The 18073-nt window shown below is 65.2% G+C and carries 21 protein-coding genes and 1 tRNA gene; 8 read left to right on the top strand and 14 right to left on the bottom strand.

Annotated features, from left to right (window positions below):
* Positions 1 to 59 precede the first annotated feature (59 nt).
* Positions 60 to 1379: an aminopeptidase P N-terminal domain-containing protein gene (locus ACXMDY_RS09455; protein ID WP_259702067.1), complete on the top strand. Its 1320-nt coding sequence runs from the start codon at positions 60 to 62 to the stop codon at positions 1377 to 1379.
* Positions 1380 to 1400: 21 nt separating this feature from the next.
* Here ACXMDY_RS09455 and ACXMDY_RS09450 read toward each other — a convergent pair whose 3' ends face one another.
* Positions 1401 to 2180 carry a TIGR01548 family HAD-type hydrolase gene (locus ACXMDY_RS09450; RefSeq protein ID WP_259702190.1) on the bottom strand — a complete coding sequence of 260 codons (780 nt, stop codon included), beginning with the start codon at positions 2178 to 2180 and terminating at the stop codon, positions 1401 to 1403.
* 126 nt (positions 2181 to 2306) lie between these two features.
* On the opposite strand from ACXMDY_RS09450, the gene ACXMDY_RS09445 reads away from it, so the two are divergent.
* Positions 2307 to 2861 carry a 30S ribosomal protein PSRP-3 gene (locus ACXMDY_RS09445; protein ID WP_259702068.1) on the top strand — a complete coding sequence of 185 codons (555 nt, stop codon included), beginning with the start codon at positions 2307 to 2309 and terminating at the stop codon, positions 2859 to 2861.
* 77 nt (positions 2862 to 2938) lie between these two features.
* On the opposite strand, the gene atpC is transcribed toward ACXMDY_RS09445, so the two are convergent.
* On the bottom strand, positions 2939 to 3346 hold the full coding sequence (gene atpC / locus ACXMDY_RS09440) for an ATP synthase F1 subunit epsilon (protein WP_259702069.1): 408 nt from the start codon (positions 3344 to 3346) through the stop codon (positions 2939 to 2941).
* A 39-nt stretch (positions 3347 to 3385) separates the two neighbouring features.
* The gene (gene atpD / locus ACXMDY_RS09435) at positions 3386 to 4852 is read right to left on the bottom strand and encodes a F0F1 ATP synthase subunit beta (protein ID WP_259702070.1); all 1467 of its coding nucleotides are present in this window, start codon (positions 4850 to 4852) and stop codon (positions 3386 to 3388) included.
* 245 nt (positions 4853 to 5097) lie between these two features.
* On the opposite strand from atpD, the gene groES reads away from it, so the two are divergent.
* Both groES and groL read left to right on the top strand, forming a co-directional pair.
* The gene (groES, locus tag ACXMDY_RS09430; protein ID WP_259702071.1) at positions 5098 to 5409 is read left to right on the top strand and encodes a co-chaperone GroES; all 312 of its coding nucleotides are present in this window, start codon (positions 5098 to 5100) and stop codon (positions 5407 to 5409) included.
* Positions 5410 to 5478: 69 nt separating this feature from the next.
* Positions 5479 to 7116, top strand: a complete 1638-nt coding sequence (gene groL, locus ACXMDY_RS09425) for a chaperonin GroEL (RefSeq protein ID WP_259702072.1) — start codon at positions 5479 to 5481, stop codon at positions 7114 to 7116.
* A 108-nt stretch (positions 7117 to 7224) separates the two neighbouring features.
* Here the strand turns inward: groL and msrB are convergent, their stop codons facing one another.
* The 3 genes from msrB to gpmI are packed head-to-tail and all read right to left on the bottom strand — an operon-like array spanning position 7225 to position 9641.
* A complete protein-coding gene (gene msrB / locus ACXMDY_RS09420; RefSeq protein WP_259702191.1) occupies positions 7225 to 7707 on the bottom strand; it encodes a peptide-methionine (R)-S-oxide reductase MsrB in 483 nt (160 codons plus the stop codon).
* A gap of 5 nt (positions 7708 to 7712) precedes the next feature.
* Positions 7713 to 7943, bottom strand: a complete 231-nt coding sequence (gene secG / locus ACXMDY_RS09415; protein WP_259702073.1) for a preprotein translocase subunit SecG — start codon at positions 7941 to 7943, stop codon at positions 7713 to 7715.
* 24 nt (positions 7944 to 7967) lie between these two features.
* Positions 7968 to 9641, bottom strand: coding sequence for a 2,3-bisphosphoglycerate-independent phosphoglycerate mutase (gpmI, locus tag ACXMDY_RS09410; RefSeq protein WP_399244033.1), 1674 nt, complete (start codon positions 9639 to 9641; stop codon positions 7968 to 7970).
* Between the two features lie 168 nt (positions 9642 to 9809).
* Here gpmI and pyrR point away from each other — a divergent pair, with 168 nt between their 5' ends.
* Complete coding sequence (gene pyrR / locus ACXMDY_RS09405) at positions 9810 to 10358, top strand: bifunctional pyr operon transcriptional regulator/uracil phosphoribosyltransferase PyrR (RefSeq protein ID WP_259702074.1); 549 nt, start codon at positions 9810 to 9812, stop codon at positions 10356 to 10358.
* 1 nt (position 10359) lies between these two features.
* On the opposite strand, the gene ACXMDY_RS09400 is transcribed toward pyrR, so the two are convergent.
* The 3 genes from ACXMDY_RS09400 to ACXMDY_RS09390 all read right to left on the bottom strand — a co-directional run bounded on the left by ACXMDY_RS09400 (position 10360) and on the right by ACXMDY_RS09390 (position 13087).
* Positions 10360 to 10590 carry a ferredoxin-thioredoxin reductase variable chain gene (locus ACXMDY_RS09400; protein WP_259702075.1) on the bottom strand — a complete coding sequence of 77 codons (231 nt, stop codon included), beginning with the start codon at positions 10588 to 10590 and terminating at the stop codon, positions 10360 to 10362.
* A gap of 41 nt (positions 10591 to 10631) precedes the next feature.
* Complete coding sequence (locus ACXMDY_RS09395; protein WP_259702076.1) at positions 10632 to 11462, bottom strand: hypothetical protein; 831 nt, start codon at positions 11460 to 11462, stop codon at positions 10632 to 10634.
* Between the two features lie 68 nt (positions 11463 to 11530).
* On the bottom strand, positions 11531 to 13087 hold the full coding sequence (locus tag ACXMDY_RS09390) for an Hsp70 family protein (protein WP_399242340.1): 1557 nt from the start codon (positions 13085 to 13087) through the stop codon (positions 11531 to 11533).
* A gap of 145 nt (positions 13088 to 13232) precedes the next feature.
* Here ACXMDY_RS09390 and ACXMDY_RS09385 point away from each other — a divergent pair, with 145 nt between their 5' ends.
* From ACXMDY_RS09385 to ACXMDY_RS09375, 3 genes are all read left to right on the top strand, one after another.
* Complete coding sequence (locus tag ACXMDY_RS09385; RefSeq protein WP_399236175.1) at positions 13233 to 13448, top strand: DNA-directed RNA polymerase subunit omega; 216 nt, start codon at positions 13233 to 13235, stop codon at positions 13446 to 13448.
* 12 nt (positions 13449 to 13460) lie between these two features.
* The gene (locus ACXMDY_RS09380) at positions 13461 to 13838 is read left to right on the top strand and encodes a DUF1818 family protein (protein WP_259702078.1); all 378 of its coding nucleotides are present in this window, start codon (positions 13461 to 13463) and stop codon (positions 13836 to 13838) included.
* A gap of 375 nt (positions 13839 to 14213) precedes the next feature.
* Positions 14214 to 14513: a DUF2811 domain-containing protein gene (locus ACXMDY_RS09375; protein ID WP_259702079.1), complete on the top strand. Its 300-nt coding sequence runs from the start codon at positions 14214 to 14216 to the stop codon at positions 14511 to 14513.
* 30 nt (positions 14514 to 14543) lie between these two features.
* On the opposite strand, the gene ACXMDY_RS09370 is transcribed toward ACXMDY_RS09375, so the two are convergent.
* The 5 genes from ACXMDY_RS09370 to ACXMDY_RS09350 form a co-directional block, all read right to left on the bottom strand.
* Positions 14544 to 14999, bottom strand: a complete 456-nt coding sequence (locus ACXMDY_RS09370) for an EVE domain-containing protein (RefSeq protein WP_259702080.1) — start codon at positions 14997 to 14999, stop codon at positions 14544 to 14546.
* 40 nt (positions 15000 to 15039) lie between these two features.
* Positions 15040 to 16446 (bottom strand): UDP-N-acetylmuramoyl-L-alanine--D-glutamate ligase, encoded by a 1407-nt coding sequence (gene murD / locus ACXMDY_RS09365; protein WP_259702081.1) that lies wholly within the window; start codon positions 16444 to 16446, stop codon positions 15040 to 15042.
* Positions 16447 to 16472: 26 nt separating this feature from the next.
* Positions 16473 to 16544, bottom strand: a tRNA-Val gene (locus ACXMDY_RS09360).
* Between the two features lie 149 nt (positions 16545 to 16693).
* Positions 16694 to 17506 carry a photosystem II S4 domain protein gene (locus ACXMDY_RS09355; protein ID WP_259702082.1) on the bottom strand — a complete coding sequence of 271 codons (813 nt, stop codon included), beginning with the start codon at positions 17504 to 17506 and terminating at the stop codon, positions 16694 to 16696.
* Positions 17507 to 17531: 25 nt separating this feature from the next.
* A complete protein-coding gene (locus ACXMDY_RS09350) occupies positions 17532 to 18035 on the bottom strand; it encodes a hypothetical protein (RefSeq protein WP_259702083.1) in 504 nt (167 codons plus the stop codon).
* Positions 18036 to 18073: the final 38 nt, after the last annotated feature.

The raw sequence follows: 18073 nt of genomic DNA, 5'->3' as shown, positions 1-18073 counted from the left end.
CCGCCAATCCCTTCATGTCATCGGTTGTGCCATCTTCGCGCTGTTCTGACCATCTCTCCATGGCGATCTCTCCCGCCGAGTTCAGCCGTCGCCGCACCACCTTTCTGGAGAGGCTCGGCGGCGTGGCGGCCGTGATCCCTGCGGCAGCTCTGGTCACCCACCACGCCGATGTGGAGCACTCCTTCCGCCAGCAGAGCGATTTCTGGTACCTCACCGGTTTCGATGAGCCCGGCGCCGTGGCGCTCTTCCTGCCGCACCGACCCGACAACCCCTTCGTGCTGTTCGTGGAGCCGAAGGATCCCACTGCCGAGGTGTGGAACGGCTTCCGATGGGGCTGCGAGGGAGCGGTGCAGCGGTTTGGCGCCGACCTGGCCCACCCCCGGGCCGACCTGGCCGGACGGCTGGGGGACTACCTCAGGGGAGCCGAGGGCATCGCTTTCCGGGTGGGCCGCCATCCGGCCGTGGAGCCATTGGTGCTCTCTGCCTGGTCGGCCCAGCTCGATCGCGCCCCCCGCAACGGCCAGGCTGCCCTTGGGCTGGTGGCCCCCTGTCCCCTGCTGCACGAGCTGCGGCTGCGGAAATCCGAGGCCGAACTCGAACGGATGCGTCTGGCCGCCCGGATCTCGGCGGAAGCCCACGAACTGGCCCGCCAGGTGGCCCGGCCTGGCCTGAACGAACGCCAGGTTCAGGCGGTGATCGAGCAGCACTTCATGGAACAGGGGGCGCGGGGGCCGGCCTATGGCTCGATCGTTGCCGGCGGGGACAACGCCTGTGTGCTCCATTACACCAGCAACAACGCTCCGCTCGCCGATGGCGATCTGCTGCTGATCGATGCCGGCTGCAGCCTGAGCGATTACTACAACGGCGACATCACCCGCACTTTCCCGGTCAACGGTCGCTTCAGCGGCGAGCAGCGCGCCCTTTACGACCTGGTGCTCGCCGCCCAGGAGGCGGCCATCGCCGCCGTGCGCCCCGCCGCGGACGCCGAGCAGGTCCATGGGGTTGCCCTGAGGGTGCTGGTGGAAGGGCTCGTGGACCTGGGCCTGTTGCGGGGCGCGGTGGAGGGCCTGATCGAGCAGGGGGCCTATCGCCATCTCTACATGCACCGCACCGGCCACTGGCTCGGGCTCGATGTGCACGATGTCGGCGCCTATCGGCTCGGTGAGCACCCGGTGCCCCTGGAGCCCGGCATGGTGCTCACCGTGGAGCCTGGTCTGTACGTGAGCGACCGGCTGCCACCCCCGGAGGGCCAGCCGGCGATCGACGAGCGCTGGAAAGGCATCGGCATCCGCATCGAAGATGACGTGGCGGTCAGCGAGCGCGGCCATGAGGTGCTCACGGCCGCGGCCCAGAAGTCGGTGGCGGCGATCCAGCGCTGATCGGGAGCCGGGAGCCGGGATTCAGCCTGGGGAGCCGTCGTCCAGCCAGCTGAGCAGCAGCTCGGGCTCCAGATCCCTGGTGCATCCGATCAGCCGATCCGCACCCGCTTCCAGCAGAACGGCTTCGTACAGGCAGCGCTGCTGCGTCTGATCCGCTGCGTGGAGGTGGGGCGGAGCCACCGCCAGGCTCAGCAGCTGCTGGCCGGGCCGATCACGGCGGGCACGGCCGACGGTCTGCACATCCGCCACAGTGTCACCCAGGTACACCACCGCTGGAGCCTGTGGGCCCAGGGCCATGCCGGCGAGTGCTTCGGCCAGTCGGATCAGTCCGGTGGGGTCGGGCTTTTCGGGGGCCTCCCCCATGGCGATCAGTGGCGGGTCGATCAGGCCGAGCCGGTGGCCGAGCACAAAGCGTGCCGAGCTGGGCTCGGCGCCGCTGACGAAGCCCCAGGCGATCCCGGCACCGCTCAGGCGGTCAAAGAAAGCAGCCTCGACCAGAAGGGGTTCGTCACGGATGAAGCCAGACCAGCTGGCTGGATCACCGTCTGGATCGCCGCCGAAATAGAACCCGCTGAACACCTCCACGAGATGGTCGAACGTCGGCAGGGGGGTTGGTCCCCGCCGCCTCAGCAGCTCCATCGAAGCGTCCCAGTCGTTGTTCCAGCGACCCTCGCCCTTGAGGGCATCGATCTGATCGGGGCGCGGGCGCCAGCCCCCGAAGTGATCAACTGTTTCGCGAAGGGCGCGGCGATAGCTGCCACCCACATCCCTGATCACGCCATCAATGTCGAAGAGCAGGATGGCCCTGGGGCTCGAAGGGACCTTCAGGAGCGGGCCGGTCTTGGGGAGGGGAGGAGGGCTCAGCAGGGAGGGCTGGAGGGGCTGATAGGTTTGTTGCTTGATTTTATGCCTTGAAAGCCGAACCCAATGACGGCCACCGACAGCGCAGCTCCTGAACTCGACCTCGCGGTCAGTCCTTCGGCGGAAGTGACGCCATCAACCGGCCGCGGCCTGACCCGCAGGGTCATTCCCGTTCAGGCTGCCCAAGTCCCTGGGGCGGCGCTGGAAGATGACGAACCCATCACCAAAGGTCGCCCTGCCCTCCGCGGTGCCAGCGCCGCCCTGGCCACAGCCACCGTCGATGAGGACGGAGTTCCCTCCGGTCATACCCCCAAGGCTGACGAGGGTCGCTTCCTGCTCAAGATTCTCTGGCTGCCCGATAACGTCGCCCTGGCCGTCGATCAGATCGTCGGGGGTGGACCGAGCCCCCTCACCTCCTATTTCTTCTGGCCCCGCGAAGACGCCTGGGAAACCATGAAAGGCGAGCTGGAAGCGAAATCCTGGATCACCGACAACGAACGCGTTGAGGTTCTCAACAAAGCCACGGAGGTGATCAATTATTGGCAGGAGGAAGGCAAAGGCAAGTCGTTGGATGAAGCCAAGCTCAAGTTCCCTGACGTGACCTTCTGCGGTACCGCCTGAAGGGTCTGTGGCATTTTCTCCGACCATCAAAAAAGCGTCCCCTGGGGACGCTTTTTTTTGGCTGATGGCCAGGTCAGTCAGCTGGATTGACTGGCCTGGAGACGGGCGCGAGCCCTGGCCAGGGATTGCTGAGCCTTGAGCTTCTCAGTGCTGGGTGGCTGCCCCTCATAGCCTGAGGCGGCCAGCTGGGCTGCTTCGACAGCCTGCTCGGCCTTGGCGGGTTCGATGCTGGAGCCGAGTTCGGCGGTGTTGACCAGCACGGTGACCTGGTCGGCTTCCACCTCGGCGAAGCCGCCCATCAGTGCGATTGAAGCCCAGTCCTTGCCTGTGCGCAGACGCATCACGCCGATGTCCAGGGCCGTGAGCAGGGAGACATGGCCGGGAAGGATGCCCAGCTGTCCGGTGGTGCTCGGCAGAATCACCTCGTCGGCGCTGCCATCAAAAACGCTCTGATCGGGGGCCAGAACGCGCAGGGTAAGTGTCATCGGCATGCATCCTCAAAAGCGAGAAAGAACAGGACGGGGTCAGGCTTTGGCTTCGGCGCTGAGTTTTTCGGCTTTTGCCTTGACCTCATCAATGGAGCCGACCAGATAGAAGGCGGCTTCGGGAAGCTCATCAAGCTCGCCTGCCAGGATCATGTTGAAGCCCTTGATGGTTTCCTCGAGTTTCACGTATTTGCCGGACATGCCGGTGAAGATCTCGGCCACAAAGAAAGGCTGGGACAGGAATTTCTCAATCTTGCGGGCCCGATCGACCGTGCGGCGGTCGTCTTCGGAGAGTTCATCCAGGCCGAGAATGGCGATGATGTCCTGGAGCTCTTTGTAGCGCTGGAGGGTGGACTGGACGGCCCGGGCAGTGCGGTAGTGCTCATCTCCGACCACGGCGGGCTGGAGCATGGTGCTGGTGGAGTCGAGCGGATCCACGGCCGGGTAGATCCCCTTGGAGGCCAGGCCGCGGCTCAGCACGGTGGTGGCATCGAGGTGGGCGAAGGTGGTGGCCGGTGCCGGGTCGGTCAGGTCGTCGGCGGGAACGTAAACCGCCTGAATGGAAGTGATCGAGCCCTCCAGGGTGGAGGTGATCCTTTCCTGCAGCTCACCCACATCGGTGCCCAGGGTTGGTTGGTAACCCACTGCCGAAGGCATCCGGCCCAGCAGGGCGCTCACTTCCGAGCCGGCCTGCACGAAGCGGAAGATGTTGTCGATGAACAGCAGCACATCCTGGTTGTTCACATCGCGGAAGTGCTCTGCCATGGTGAGGGCGGAGAGGCCAACCCGCATGCGGGCGCCGGGAGGTTCGTTCATCTGGCCGAAGCAGAGGGCCACCTTCGACTTGGTGAGGTCTTCGGAGTTGATCACCCCGGATTCCTTGAACTCCTCATAGAGGTCATTGCCTTCCCGGGTGCGCTCTCCGACACCTCCGAAAACCGAAACGCCGCCATGCTCCTTGGCGATGTTGTTGATCAGCTCCTGGATCAGAACCGTTTTGCCGACGCCGGCACCGCCGAACAGGCCCACCTTGCCGCCCTGGCGGTAAGGAGCGAGCAGGTCGATCACCTTGATGCCGGTTTCAAACACCTTGGGCTTGGTTTCCAGCTCCGTGAGCTTGGGGGCCTCCCGGTGGATCGAGGCGGTGAGGTTGGAGGTGACGGGGCCAAGTTCATCAACGGGCTCGCCGAGCACGTTGAAAATCCGACCGAGCGTGGCTTCTCCGACCGGAACGCTGATCGGGGCACCGGTGTCGAGGGCTTCCATGCCCCGCACCAGGCCATCGGTGGTGCTCATGGCGATCGCCCGCACCCGGTGATCGCCCAGCAGTTGCTGAACCTCGGCGGTCAGGGCGATGTCCTGGCCAGCGGAGTTGCGTCCCGCGATGCGCAGTGCATTGAAGATCCGCGGCAGCTTGCCGGCCGGAAACTCCACATCCAGCACGGGACCGATCACCTGGCGCACCACGCCCTTGGTGCCGGTGTTGACGGGAGCAGCAGCAGCCATAGGGAAAGAAAGGGGTTCGCGCGGCGGGACGCACATCCGCCGAAAGCGCGGCCAACTTACCACCGCAACGGGGTCAGGGGGCCTTGAACGGGCCTTGAAGGGGGGTGATGTTCGGTCAACCGCCCCTGCCGACGATTGCGGGACAACCCTCCCTTGCCATAAATTGGCACTCGACGGGCCCGAGTGCTAACTCGACCGTTTCCATGGCGTCATCGGCGCCATGACTGTTGCTCTCGCACCGAACCATGGCTGCTGTTTCTCTCACCGTCTCCACGGTCAAACCGCTCGGGGACCGCGTTTTTGTCAAAGTTTCCGATTCCGACGAAAAAACCGCCGGCGGGATTCTCCTGCCCGACACCGCTCAGGAAAAGCCCCAGGTGGGTGAAGTGGTTCAGGTCGGTCCTGGCAAGCGGAACGACGACGGCACCCGCCAATCTCCTGAAGTGAGCGTGGGTGACCAGGTTCTCTACAGCAAGTACGCCGGTACCGACATCAAGCTGGCCGGCAACGATTTCGTGCTGCTTTCGGAGAAGGATATTCTGGCGATCGTCAACTGAATCATTGATTCGAATTGCTTTGTTGGCAATCGTTCCCTCACACACACACTCACTTAGAACCTGATTTCCATGGCCAAACGTATCATTTATAACGAGAATGCCCGCAGGGCTCTCGAAAAGGGCATCGACATCCTCGCCGAAGCCGTTGCTGTCACCCTCGGACCCAAGGGCCGCAATGTGGTGCTTGAGAAGAAATTCGGCGCTCCTCAGATCATCAACGACGGCGTGACCATCGCCAAGGAGATCGAACTCGAAGATCACATCGAGAACACCGGTGTCGCCCTGATCCGTCAGGCCGCCTCCAAAACCAACGATGCCGCCGGTGACGGCACCACCACCGCCACGGTCCTGGCCCATGCCATGGTCAAGGCGGGTCTGCGCAACGTGGCCGCCGGCGCCAATGCCATCACCCTGAAGAAGGGCATCGACAAGGCCTCCGACTTCCTCGTCAAGAAGATCGAGGAGCACGCCAAGCCGATCTCCGATTCCAACGCCATCGCCCAGGTGGGCACCATCTCCGCCGGCAACGACGAAGAGGTGGGCCGCATGATCGCCGATGCGATGGACAAGGTGGGCAAGGAAGGCGTGATCTCCCTGGAAGAAGGGAAATCGATGACCACCGAACTGGAGGTCACCGAGGGCATGCGCTTCGACAAGGGCTACATCTCGCCCTACTTCGCCACCGACACCGAGCGGATGGAGGCCATCCTCGAGGAGCCCTACATCCTGCTCACCGACAAGAAGATCGGCCTGGTGCAGGACCTGGTGCCCGTGCTCGAGCAGATCGCCCGCACCGGCAAGCCCCTGCTGATCATCGCCGAGGACATCGAGAAGGAAGCCCTCGCCACCCTGGTGGTGAACCGTCTGCGCGGTGTGCTCAACGTGGCTGCCGTCAAGGCGCCCGGCTTCGGTGATCGCCGCAAGGCCATGCTCGAAGACATCGCCGTTCTCACCAACGGTCAGCTGATCACCGAGGACGCTGGCCTCAAGCTGGAGAACACCAAGCTGGAGATGCTGGGTACCGCCCGTCGCATCACGATCAACAAAGACACCACCACGATCGTGGCCGATGGCAACGAGCTGGCTGTCAAGGCCAGGGTCGAGCAGATCCGCAAGCAGATCGACGAAACCGACTCCACCTACGACAAGGAGAAGCTCCAGGAACGCCTGGCCAAGCTCTCCGGCGGTGTCGCCGTGGTCAAGGTGGGCGCTGCCACCGAAACCGAGATGAAGGACAAGAAGCTGCGCCTGGAAGATGCCATCAACGCCACCAAGGCGGCCGTTGAGGAAGGCATCGTCCCCGGTGGCGGAACAACCCTGGCTCACCTGGCTCCTGCTCTGGAAGAGTGGGCGGCCGCCAACCTCTCCGGTGAGGAGTTGATCGGCGCTGGCATCGTGGCCTCGGCCCTGAGCGCACCGCTGATGCGGATCGCCCAGAACGCCGGCGTCAACGGCGCTGTCGTGGCCGAGCACGTCAAGGGGATGCCCTTCAACGAGGGCTACAACGCCGCCACTGGCGAATACGTGGACATGCTGGCTGCCGGCATCGTGGATCCCGCCAAGGTCACCCGTTCAGGGCTGCAGAACGCCGCTTCGATCGCTGGCATGGTGCTCACCACTGAGTGCATCGTGGCCGATCTTCCCGAGAAGAAGGAAGCGGCTCCCGCCGGCGGCGGTGGCGGCATGGGCGGCGACTTCGACTACTGATCGCCGCTCCTGCGATCTGCGTTCAGAGCGCCCCTGTGGGGGCGCTTTTTTTTGGCGGCTGCGACGATGCCCGGAGAAGCGAGGCTGGAGAGCCAGGCTGGATCGCGATCAGCCCTCCGGCACGAAGGCCAGGGCGACGCCGTTGTTGCAATAGCGTTTGCCGGTGGGTCTCGGCCCGTCGTTGAACACATGCCCCTGGTGGCCTCCACAGCGGCGGCAGTGATACTCGGTGCGGGGCACGATCAGCTTGAAATCCGTCTTGGTAACCACTGCATTCGGCAGTGGCTGCCAGAAACTGGGCCAACCGGTGCGGCTGTCGAATTTTGCGGCCGAACTGAACAAAGGAAGGCGGCAGCCGGCACAGACGAACGTGCCTTTGCGCTTTTCCCGATCGAGAGGACTGCTGAATGGGCGCTCAGTGCCCTCCTTTCGCAACACCTGGAAGGCCTCGGGGCTGAGCCGTTTTCTCCATTCCGATTCACTCAGCTTCCAGTTCGGATCAGCTGGCTTCGAGGCTGCTTCTGCAACCGTTCCGCCGAGCAAGGGGCTGAGCAGGGAACCGAGGGCGGCCAGCAGGCTGCGGCGATGGATCGGACTCACCGCAACCAGCCTGCACTGAGGAGCACGGCCAGACCGAGAAAGAGGGCCAGCAGGGTCCAGCTGATCCGGTTCAGGGTGTCTTCAGCGCTGCGGGCACTGCTGAACATCGAGCCGCCGCTACTGGCAAGCCCTCCCATGCCGTCGCCCTTGGGGCTGTGGAGCAAGACGCTGATGATCAGCAGGACGCCTGTGGAGATCCAGATCCAGGACAGAACGGAAGTGAGCATCCAGGCAGTTTATCGAACCGGCGCTCACACCTGCAGGGCCTGGTACAGCTGGGTCTGCTGGGCCTCGGGAGTGGGCTCCAGCCGAACATCGGCTGAATCGATCAAGGAACGGCCGGTCATCCGTGCGGGCTGGGGAAGATCGAGAATGTCGAGCAGGGTTGGGGCGATATCAGCCAGCCCTCCGCCGCTGCGCAGGCTGGCATGGGCTCCGTGGCCAGGCAGCTTGCGCTTCTCCCCTTCCACAAGAATCACCGGTACGGGGTTGGTGGTGTGGGCTGTCCAGGGCCTGCCATCGCTGCTGCGCATCATTTCGGCGTTGCCATGGTCGGCGGTGATCAGCAACGTTCCGCCTTTGCGGTTCGTGGCCTCAACCAGTTGTCCGATGCAGCGGTCGACGGTGCTGATGGCGGTCTTGGTGGCCTCGATCATGCCGGTATGGCCAACCATGTCGGGGTTGGCGTAGTTGATCACGATCAGGGAATAGATGCCTTTGTTGATCGAGGCGATGCAGGATTCTGTGAGAGCGTCAGCCGACATCTCCGGTGACTGGTCGTAGGTGGCGACCCGTGGAGAAGGAACAAGATGCCTGTCTTCACCAGGAAAAGGCTGCTCGATTCCTCCGTTCATGAAATAGGTGACGTGGGGATATTTCTCGGTTTCGGCCGTGCGCAACTGGAGCAGGCCATGCTCAGACACCACCTGGCCAAGCAGGCCATCGAGTGATTCAGGCGGGAAGGCCACCTCCACCGGCAAGCCCGCCTCGTACTGGGTGAAGGTGACCAGCCGAAGGCGAGGCAGCTGCTGGCGGACAAAGCCATCGAAGCGTTCGAGGGCCAGGGATCGCAGCAGCTGACGCGCCCGATCCGGCCGGAAATTGAAGCAGATCAGCCCATCTCCATCGCCCAGCTCCCCTGTGTCCAGGCGCAGAGGTTCAATGAATTCATCGTTGATGCCTGATGCATAGGCTGCTTCGACAGCCTGCTGGGCCGTCAGGCCAGCGATCGGTGCCGATTCGGTGAGCAGCCGGAAGGCCTTCTCGGTGCGATCCCAGCGGTTGTCCCGATCCATGGCCCAGTAGCGGCCGCAGAGGGTGCTGATCCGGCCGACGCCGACCGAGGCGATCTGGGCGTCGATCTGGTCGAGGAAGGGAAGGGCGGACTGGGGTGGGGTGTCACGGCCGTCGGTGATCGCGTGGATGAAGACCTCCTTGAGGCCCCTGTCGGCCGCCCACTGCAACAGGCTGCCGAGATGGTCGATGTGGCTGTGAACTCCGCCATTGGAGCAGAGGCCGAGCAGATGCAGGCTGCCTCCCGTTGCGAGCAGATGGTCGGCGAGATCGTTGAGGGCTGGATTCTCCGCCAGGCTGCCATCGGTGGCGGCTTTGCTGATCCGCACCAGTTCCTGGCGGATGATCCGGCCGGAGCCAATCGTGAGATGGCCCACCTCTGAATTGCCCATCTGACCGTCAGGCAATCCGACGTCGCCCCCGCTGGCCTGAATCAAGGCATGGGGGTACACCTGCCACAGCGCGTCCATCACCGGGGTGGAGGCTTCCGTGATGGCGTTCGTCCCTGAGGATTCGCCGTAACCCCAGCCATCGAGAATGGCCAGAACCACGGGGGAAACCGGCGCTTTGCCGCCAGCAGAAGCGGAGGCACCGACGTCAGGGGAAGGGTTGGCGTTGGGGCCGGTCGGCATGGAAGTAACAGTGTCACCCCGGCGAATGAAGCGGCGCAGGATAAATGTCGAATCAAGTTAACCCCGTCCTGCTGGCGTTCCCGCTGCCGCTGCTCGGCCGGGTCAGCTTTTGGTCACATCTTTGCCGTCCGGCAGCCTTCCTAGGCTGGTTCACCACTCGCGAACGCCATGCCATCGCCGCATCAGGCCGGGCGACTCGAAATCCTCTCCGCCCAGGACCTGAGCCGCACCCTGAACCGTCTCGCGTCCCAGGTGCTGGAGAGTGTTGTCGACAGCAGGCAGCTGCTCCTGCTGGGAATCCCCACCCGCGGCGTTGCCCTCGCCACGGTGCTGGCCCAGCAGCTCGAAGCCGATTCAGGCCACCCGATTGATCGGGGCAGCCTCGACCCCACCTTCCATCGTGATGATCTCGACCGGGTGGGAACCAGGCTGGTCGAGGCGACCCGGTTGCCGGTCGGGATCGAAGGACGTCAGGTGGTGCTGGTCGATGACGTGATCTTCACGGGCCGAACGGTGCGGGCGGCGATGGAGGCGCTGCTGACCTGGGGACGCCCCGCGGCGGTGCGCCTGCTGGTGATGGTCGATCGAGGTCACAGGGAGCTGCCGATCCAGCCGGACTTCTGCGGGCGGGTCGTGCCCACCAGCCGTCTGGAGAGCATTCAGCTCTGCCTGGCAGACATCGACGGGGTGGAGGGTGTCTTCCTGCTGAAGGAATGACTCAGGCGGTGGGGACGATCGGTTCGAGCTCATCGGCCCGGAAATGGGCACGGAAGCGTCCGAACGCCACGATCACCGGCAGGGTTGGACTGATCGGCCGCCCTTTCCAGTCGTCGAGAACCTGGTGAACTTCGCCTTGCTGGCCCAGGAGATCGAAGGGCTGGCCGCGATGTTCGGGGTGGGTGAACACAACGACGCTCTGACTGACCCTGACCTGTTCACCGGGCTGCATGGGGTTTCCTCAGGATCCGCCAATCCTGTCATGGGGTGTCCTCATCGCTGGCAACCCGTTTCGGGACCTGCTTCCACCACCTTGCCCCCCAGCTGTCGGCAGGCCGTGGTGAAGGCGGTCCAGTCGTCGAGTCCGAGGACGATGTTGCGTTGAACGGCGCCATCGAGATCGGCCATCGGCACGTTGCTCAACCGGTTGTCACCATGGCTGTGGTGCTCCTGTTCCTTGGCCTTGAGGCCGGCGATCTCGTTCTCCACCTGGCGCTGCAGGCCGACTGACTGGCTTTTCCACCATGGGTGGTCGATGCGGTTCAGGGCTTCAAGGGCTTCCCACCAGCGCTTCTGGCTGATCAGGCCGCGGGCCCGCTCCTGCTGCAGCCGGTTGCGACTCCAGAGTTGCCTGAGATTGTCGCCGTAGGCATTGCCATCGGGATGCTGGTCTTCCCCCATCGGCTTGAGCAGGGTGATGGCCCCCTCCAGATCTCCCGCTTCGAAGCGAGCCAGGGCTCTGGACTTGAGCTCCTGCTGCCAGGACTGAAGGCGTTTTCTGTCGGCGACCGTGCCGGCGGGAGAGTTGCTGAGCAGGAGTTGCAGCTTGAGGGCCTCTGCCCATTTCTCAGCCTGCCAGAGGGTTTCGGCCTGGTGGCGCCGGCAGCGGCCCTGCTCCCTCGGCGCCCGCCCGCTCATCCAGCGCAGGGCGGCCAGCTGTTCGCTGTAGCTCAGGCACGCCTCGTAGTTTCCGTCGGCCGCCGCCTGCTCCAGGCGTGAGGGAAGCTGCGCTTCCCACCAGTGGGCTGCACCAACGCCGGCGGCGACCAGACCCAATGTGACGGCCAACCAGAAGCGCGGCAGCCTGTGGCGACGGAGAGCCAAGGCGAGCGGGATGCGAAATCAACTTTTCCCATGCAAGCACCCCCCGCTATGAACGTCCTGGCTGGGATCTAGCGGACGGGTCCAAGGGCGATCGGTTCGCTGCAGCGACCACTGATCAGATCCTCGCTGCCCATGGTCAGCTGGGCCTGATCATTGACCCGGAAGCACAGCTTGAGCCGGTCCACGCCGCGGGCTCCGGGGGGATCAAGGTCGATGGCCGCCGGCTGCCGGTCCCAGGGCTCCACGCGCCTCTCGCCGGCGGGAGGTGCGATCAGGGCTGGCAGGCCATCGCGAAAGACCACCTCGGCACGCCGCTCATCCAATGGCTCACCCAGCACCAGATCCAGCTGGCGCTGACCATCGCTGCTGCAGGCCAGGATCAGCTCCAGGGGATTTCCGGTGGGCCAGCTCTGGCCGGGGAGGAAGAGGGGATGCCAGCGGTGCCCGTCGCTGCGGAGGTCCCAGCGGCGCAGCGACACTCCCCGGCTGAGCACATCCTTGATCTGAACGCCAGGTGTCAGGGCAAGAGCCCCCACCGCGACCGCCTCGATCGGCCGCTGGTCGAGAATCGGGATGTCGGGGCAGCGCTCGCGCAGCCACTGGCGGATCAGCGGCATGCGGCTGGTGCCTCCCACCGGGAGCACGGCATCGATCTTCGAGAGGTTCAGCCCCTCCGATCTGGCCCCGGCCAGCACGCGCTCCAGCAGCTCGTCGAGCAGATCGAGCAACCCATGCCGCTTGAGCAGGTCTTCCAGTTCCCGGCGGCTCAGCCTCAGTTCCCGGCTGGCCTGGCCGGGGGGGCACCAGACCGCCCTGGCCTCCTGCTCGGTGCTCAGCGTGCACTTGAGCTGCTCCACAGCGTCCAGCAGAGCCCCTGTCGGTGGCGTGTCCGCGAGGGCGGCGGCGATCCAATGGTCCAGGTCCCTGCCGCCGAGAGCCAGTCCTGCCTTGCCCAGCACCCGCGCACAGCGAAGCGCCTGACGGCTGCCGCGCAGATCGCGGCCGGCAAAGCGAAGCAGCTGGGCGATCGGTGCGGCCCGACCCTCTCCGCCCTCCAGGGCCACCAGCGAAAGATCGATCGTGCCGCCACCGAGATCCACCACCAGCACCCGGCTGCCGGGGGGCAGGCCGGCTCCGATCGCTGCGGCGGTGGGTTCATCCACCAGGGCCAGCTCCGCCACGGCAAGGCTCTGGCTGGCCTGCTCCAACCACTGGCGGTAGCCCCGATAGCTGTCGATCGGCGCTGTGAGCACCAGCCGCGAGGGGGCCAGTTCGGCGGGGAGGTGGCGCCAGATGCGCTCCAGCAGGAGGGCGCCGGCCTGCTCCGGGCTGAGCAGGGACTCCCGCCTGAAGCCCGTGGAGTCGGGGGAGCCGATCCAGCGTTTGAAATTGCGGCAGAGCTGGGGACTTTCACTCCAGGCCAGGCCTGCCTCCTGCACCTGGCGACCGAGTAGGGGCTGCTCGGAGGCGCTGCTGGCGACCCAGACCAGGCTGGGGATCACGCCCGCCTGGAGGCCGTTGAACGGGGCGACCGTGACCATCTCGACCGCTCCTCCGTCGGCTGCCTGAAAGGCCACCACGGTGTTGCTGCTGCCGAGGTCGATAGCCAGGGTCCCATCAATCACGGCGGGGCTGGAACGGCGAGGCTGCCACGGTGAGGTGAGCGTCCGGCGGAGCTCAAGCTTGCCGGATCAGGGCCACGGCCGGGGGGCTGGCGGGCTGCTGGACTAAGATTCTCAGAGTTGGGATTCTGATTTGTATACCAGTGCGGTGGTCAATCCCAAGGAACTGGCCCATCGGGCCGAGAGCCTGATCCGTGAGTCCAGCAACCGCTATCTCACCACTGTGAAAATCGCCTTCCGGGCCAAGCAGCGTCGCTTTGATGATTTCGATGGCCTGCTTGAGGATGCGATGGTCAAGCCCGTTCAGCGAGCGATCGTCGAGCTCAGCGACGAACAGGACCAGCCCGATCTTCTTCCTGGCTGACCACGGCCCGCGGTGAATCCGGGAGCGTGGTCCAGGGAAGGCGACGGATGGCGCCTGGCCTGGGAGCCGGCCCGTCAGCCTTTTTCCGTTCTGATCGGCGGAGTCGGCTGGGCGGCGGAACTCACCACGGCTGAAGCACTTGCGTTGCGGCAAGCGATCCGTGATCTGGTGAAGCAATGGGGCGAGCTCACCGACCAGCTGCTCGACGAAGAGCTGATCAGCCTTGAACTGGAGCGGCAACCCTGGTGGGTGGGTCTTGAGGGGGATCGAACCACTTGGGCCCTGCACTTCGTGCTCAGCACCGGTCCCTCCCAGCGGGGGATCGAGGGCAGCTGGACGCTGGCGGCCGGCGCCCACGGCCTGCGGGCCATGGAGCAGTTGCCGCTCTGAGCTTCCACCGCGCTGGCCAGCTTCGGCGGCGGATGAGACTGGTTGCTCGAATCGGCAGCGATCAGCACTGCTGATCGGCTGGCCCTTCCCCGGCCCTGACCGGCTTCAGCCCGGTTTTTGCACAGCTTTTCCACAGCTTCAGGGGCTCGACCCTTCTCCACGCTTCCTGCCTGTGGAGAAGCGCCCGCCGAAGGGCTCTCCCCTTGACAAAGGCGGTGAATCGATTCAATCAGGAGCGCCTTCTGGCCTGCTCGCGCCACAGCTCCCTCGTGGGGGAAGTCTCAGGCTGGGATGGCCGCTCCCCGCCCACTGCCGCCGGATTTGACGAGACCGCGGCGATGTGGAGAACTGGTGTCTCAGCGAACCCCCCCCCGAATGGATGCAGCTCCGGCCCTGCCTGTCCCAGTCCAGTTGTCTGCCCCGGCCCAGCCGCTGGCCGTCAGCTCCGTCCCCCAGCCGTCCCCCAGCTCCGACCAGGGCGACCTGGGGGTGGTGAGCCTGCGGGCCGACGTGCCGGAAGCCCTGCTGGGATCGATGCGCCGCTTCATCGAAGCCCATCCGAACTGGGATCAGTACAGGCTGTTTCAGGCGGCCCTGGCAGGCTTTCTTGTCCAGAACGGAGTGCAGAGCCGGGCTGTGACCCGCTGCTATGTGGCGAACATGTTCCTGCGTTAGGAGCATCGAGCTGGAGCAGGCCTGGCCGGATCAGGCCGCCAGCAGTTCAAGCAGCCGGTGGGCCGTGGGCTCCGGCACCGGCAGGATCGAGAGCCGGTTGCCCTTGCGCACCACCGGGAGCTGATCAGCAGTGAACGACTGTCGCAGGGTGTCGAGGCTGAGCAGCTGCGGAAACCTTCGTCCGAACCGAAGCCGCGCGCAGTCCCAGCGAGGAGCCTCGCGCCGGGCGGCAGGGTCGAAGTACTTGGAGCCTGGATCGAACTGGCTGGGGTCGATGAGCCCGGTTTCGATCACCTCCATCAGCCCAACGATGCCGGGCGGCTTGGTGTTGGAGTGATAGAAGAAGGCCTGGTCGCCGATCTGCATGGCCCGCATGAAGTTGCGCGCCTGGTAATTGCGAATGCCATCCCAGAGGGTGGTGGTTTCAGCTTCCAGATGGTCGATGCCGTAGACATCCGGCTCGCTCTTCATCAACCAGTAGGCCAAGGCCGGACCAGGCCAACACCTGCTGATCCTATCGGGGTGCTCAGGCTTCGAGGGCAGAAACCAGAGCACGGAAATGCTCTCCGCGGGCCTCGAAATCGCTGTACTGATCAAAGCTGGCACAGGCCGGTGAGAGCAGCACTGCCGAAGCCCCATGCCGCTCGGCCAGCGCCCTGGCCAGGGGCAGTGCGTCGTCGAGTCCTGGACGCAGCGCCATCTCCCCGCCATAGCCGTGGCTGGCGAGCAGCTGGGCAAAGGGTTCGGCTGCCGCTCCATAAAGCACCACGGCTGGGGCATGACGGCTGAGTTGGCTCACCCAGCCCGTGGCATCGCCCTGCTTCGCTTCGCCGCCGGCCAGCACCACCACGGGTTCGGCCAAGGCCCTGACCGCTACGGCGGCAGCATCGAAGTTGGTGGCCTTGCTGTCGTTGTAGTAGGCGATGCCATCCCATTTCCGGATCAGTTCCAGGCGGTGGGGCACACCGTGAAAGGAGCGGAAGGCCTGCTCCAGTTGCGCGGCTTCGAGCCCCAGCTCCAGTCCGACGGCGGCGGCGAGCAACATGTTCTGGCGATTGTGGGCCCCGGGCATGGCCAGGGCATCGGCGGGAAACAGCGGGCCTGCGCAGGTTGTGACCTGGCCGGCCTCGATCCAGAGCTGGGGATCGATCGGCCTGGCCCCCGCTGGGCGTGGCCCCGCCGTGACCCACCGGACGGTGCTGGCATCGCCCCAGCTGGCGGCTCGCTCGGCCAGATCGGGATCATCGCCGTTGAGCAGACGCAGCTTTGAGCGCTCCAGCAGGGAGTGTTTGATGGCTCGGTAGGCCTCGAGGCTGCCGTGACGTTCCAGGTGGTCGGGGGTGAGGGTGGTCCAGACGCCGATGCGCGGACGAATCGCGGCGGCGGCCTCGATCTGGTAGCTGCTCAGTTCCACCACCAGCCAGTCGGGCAATGGCAGGCCCTGGGCGCGCCGCTGCAGGGCCAGTTCGGCGGCGGAGAGGCCGACGTTGCCGCACATCGGTGCATCGAAGCCGGCGCTCTCCAGCAGATGGCTGATCAGGTGGGTGACGGTGGTCTTGCCGTTGGTGCCGGTGATGCCGATCCAGGGAACCGAACCCAGGGCCTCCCAGGCCACGGCCATCTCGCCAATCACCTCAATCCCGTCCTGGCGCAGTGTTGTCAGCGTGGGGTGATCCCAGCGGATCCCCGGGCTGACGATCACCTTGACCGCCCGTCCTCCCGGCCAGTGGAACTGTTCGATCGCCAGGGGCGCGTTCAATCGCACCTCAATCCCTTCGGCTTCCAGCGCAGCTGCCAGCACCTGCTGCTCACTGCCCCCCTTGGATTCGATCAGGCGCACCTGCTCACCGGCCGCAGCCAGCAGACGGGCGGCGCCGATGCCGGAGCGTCCAAGGCCAATCACGACGGTGAAAGGTAGATCCGCCGAGGGCATTGCTTGGGTTGGTGAACTAAGAACTATGGGCGATACTGGAATCGAACCAGTGACTCCTACCGTGTCAAGGTAGTGCTCTACCTCTGAGCTAATCGCCCGGGTGATCGGGCCGGCGCCCAGGATTGAAACCTAGCAGCCAGCCTTTCCCGATTCATTCGGCAGCGCAACATGACGGCGCATTACGCCAGCGCGATATGGCAGCGCGATACGCCAGCGCGATTCGGATGGGGCTTCCCAGGAGTGCTCTTCAATGCCTGCTCAGGGTCAGGCGCCAGCGGGAGCGCTTGGTGGCCTCCACCTCCAGCACGGTGAGCTCGCCGCGATTGTCGAGTTGAACCCTGTCGCCAACGGAGAGATCGCGGCTTGGGCTGCTGATCACCCGCCAGTTGACCCGCACCAGCCCCTGGCGGATCCAGCCGGCCATGCGGCTGCGGGACACGCCGAATCCGGCCGATGCCACCGCATCCAGCCGCAGGGAGGCTTCCACCGTCTGCAACTGGCGGGGGAGGGGACGCGCCGGTGGCTGAAGGTCGTGCAGGGGGATGGCTTCGAGCTCCACCGGCACTGTGCGGACCTGGGCCTGATGGCCGTGCCACCGGTCGGCCAGCTGTTGCGTGATCACCAGCTGGGCGCCCCGATCGCCGCGCACCCAGAGGTCACCGAGATCCGCTTCGCTGGCGCCGGCGGCCTGCAGGCCAAGGCGAAAATCGGCTGGTGTGGCGGGGTCGAACAGAAAGTTGCCGCTCACCTGCAGGCCCCTGAGGGGATGGTCTTCAAAAGCGCCTGTGGTGCTGGGCAGATCCACGCGTTGCAGCCGCAGGCGACAGCGCTCGGCCTGGGGATAACCGCAATCGGCAGCCAGTTCCAGTTCGCTCAGCGCCGCCAGTCTGGCGCTCCCTTCCTCAAGCACGGCGGCCGGAAGAAAGTCGCTCCAGACCGGTTCCCAGGTTTTCAGGGCCTGCTCAGCCAGCAGGATCAGCTGGCTGAGGGCGCCTGGATCACGGCTGCCGAGCAGCAGGGCTTCGCGGGGAAGACGTGATCCGGAATCAGGAGTGCTCACCAGTTGGTCATCCCGGGGCGGACAATCAGCTTTCGGCAAGGCGCACCACCGCCCTGGGTCTGGACTGTTGAATCAGGTTCCAGGGGATGTCGGTGCCGGCGGCTGCGTCCAGCAGCAGCAGCCAGTTGCCTTCCTCGATCCGGTTGCGCAGGCTGCGGATCCGGTCGTCGGCCTCGGAGCTCACGCTGGCGGCGGCGGCATAGCTGCCCATCCAGCCGGAACCCATCCCCAGCAGTCCGCCGATCAGGGGTTCGCCGTAGGTGCCAGCGAAGGCGAAGGTGTCCAGGTTGGTGATCAGGCTGAACATCAGGCCGGCAAAAAAGCCGAAGGGCATCAGCCAGCGCACCATGCTCCGCTGGCGCCTCTGGCGGGCAATCCCCGGGTTGAGCTGTTCCACCGATTCCATGGCCGTTTCGCCGGCACCGATCGCCACCAGGGCGGTCGGTGCCGGATCGAGCTGGCTGAGCCGATCGCGCAGCCCGTGAAGCTTGTCGCGATCCTCCAGCACCATCACCACACACAAACCCAAGACAGAACGCCGCAATCGATCCGATTCTCCTCGTTGCC

The sequence above is a fragment of the Cyanobium sp. ULC082 genome (assembly GCF_977927535.1).
The sequence above is the reverse complement of the archived record's forward strand: the minus strand, read 5'-3'. Positions and strand labels throughout refer to the sequence as shown.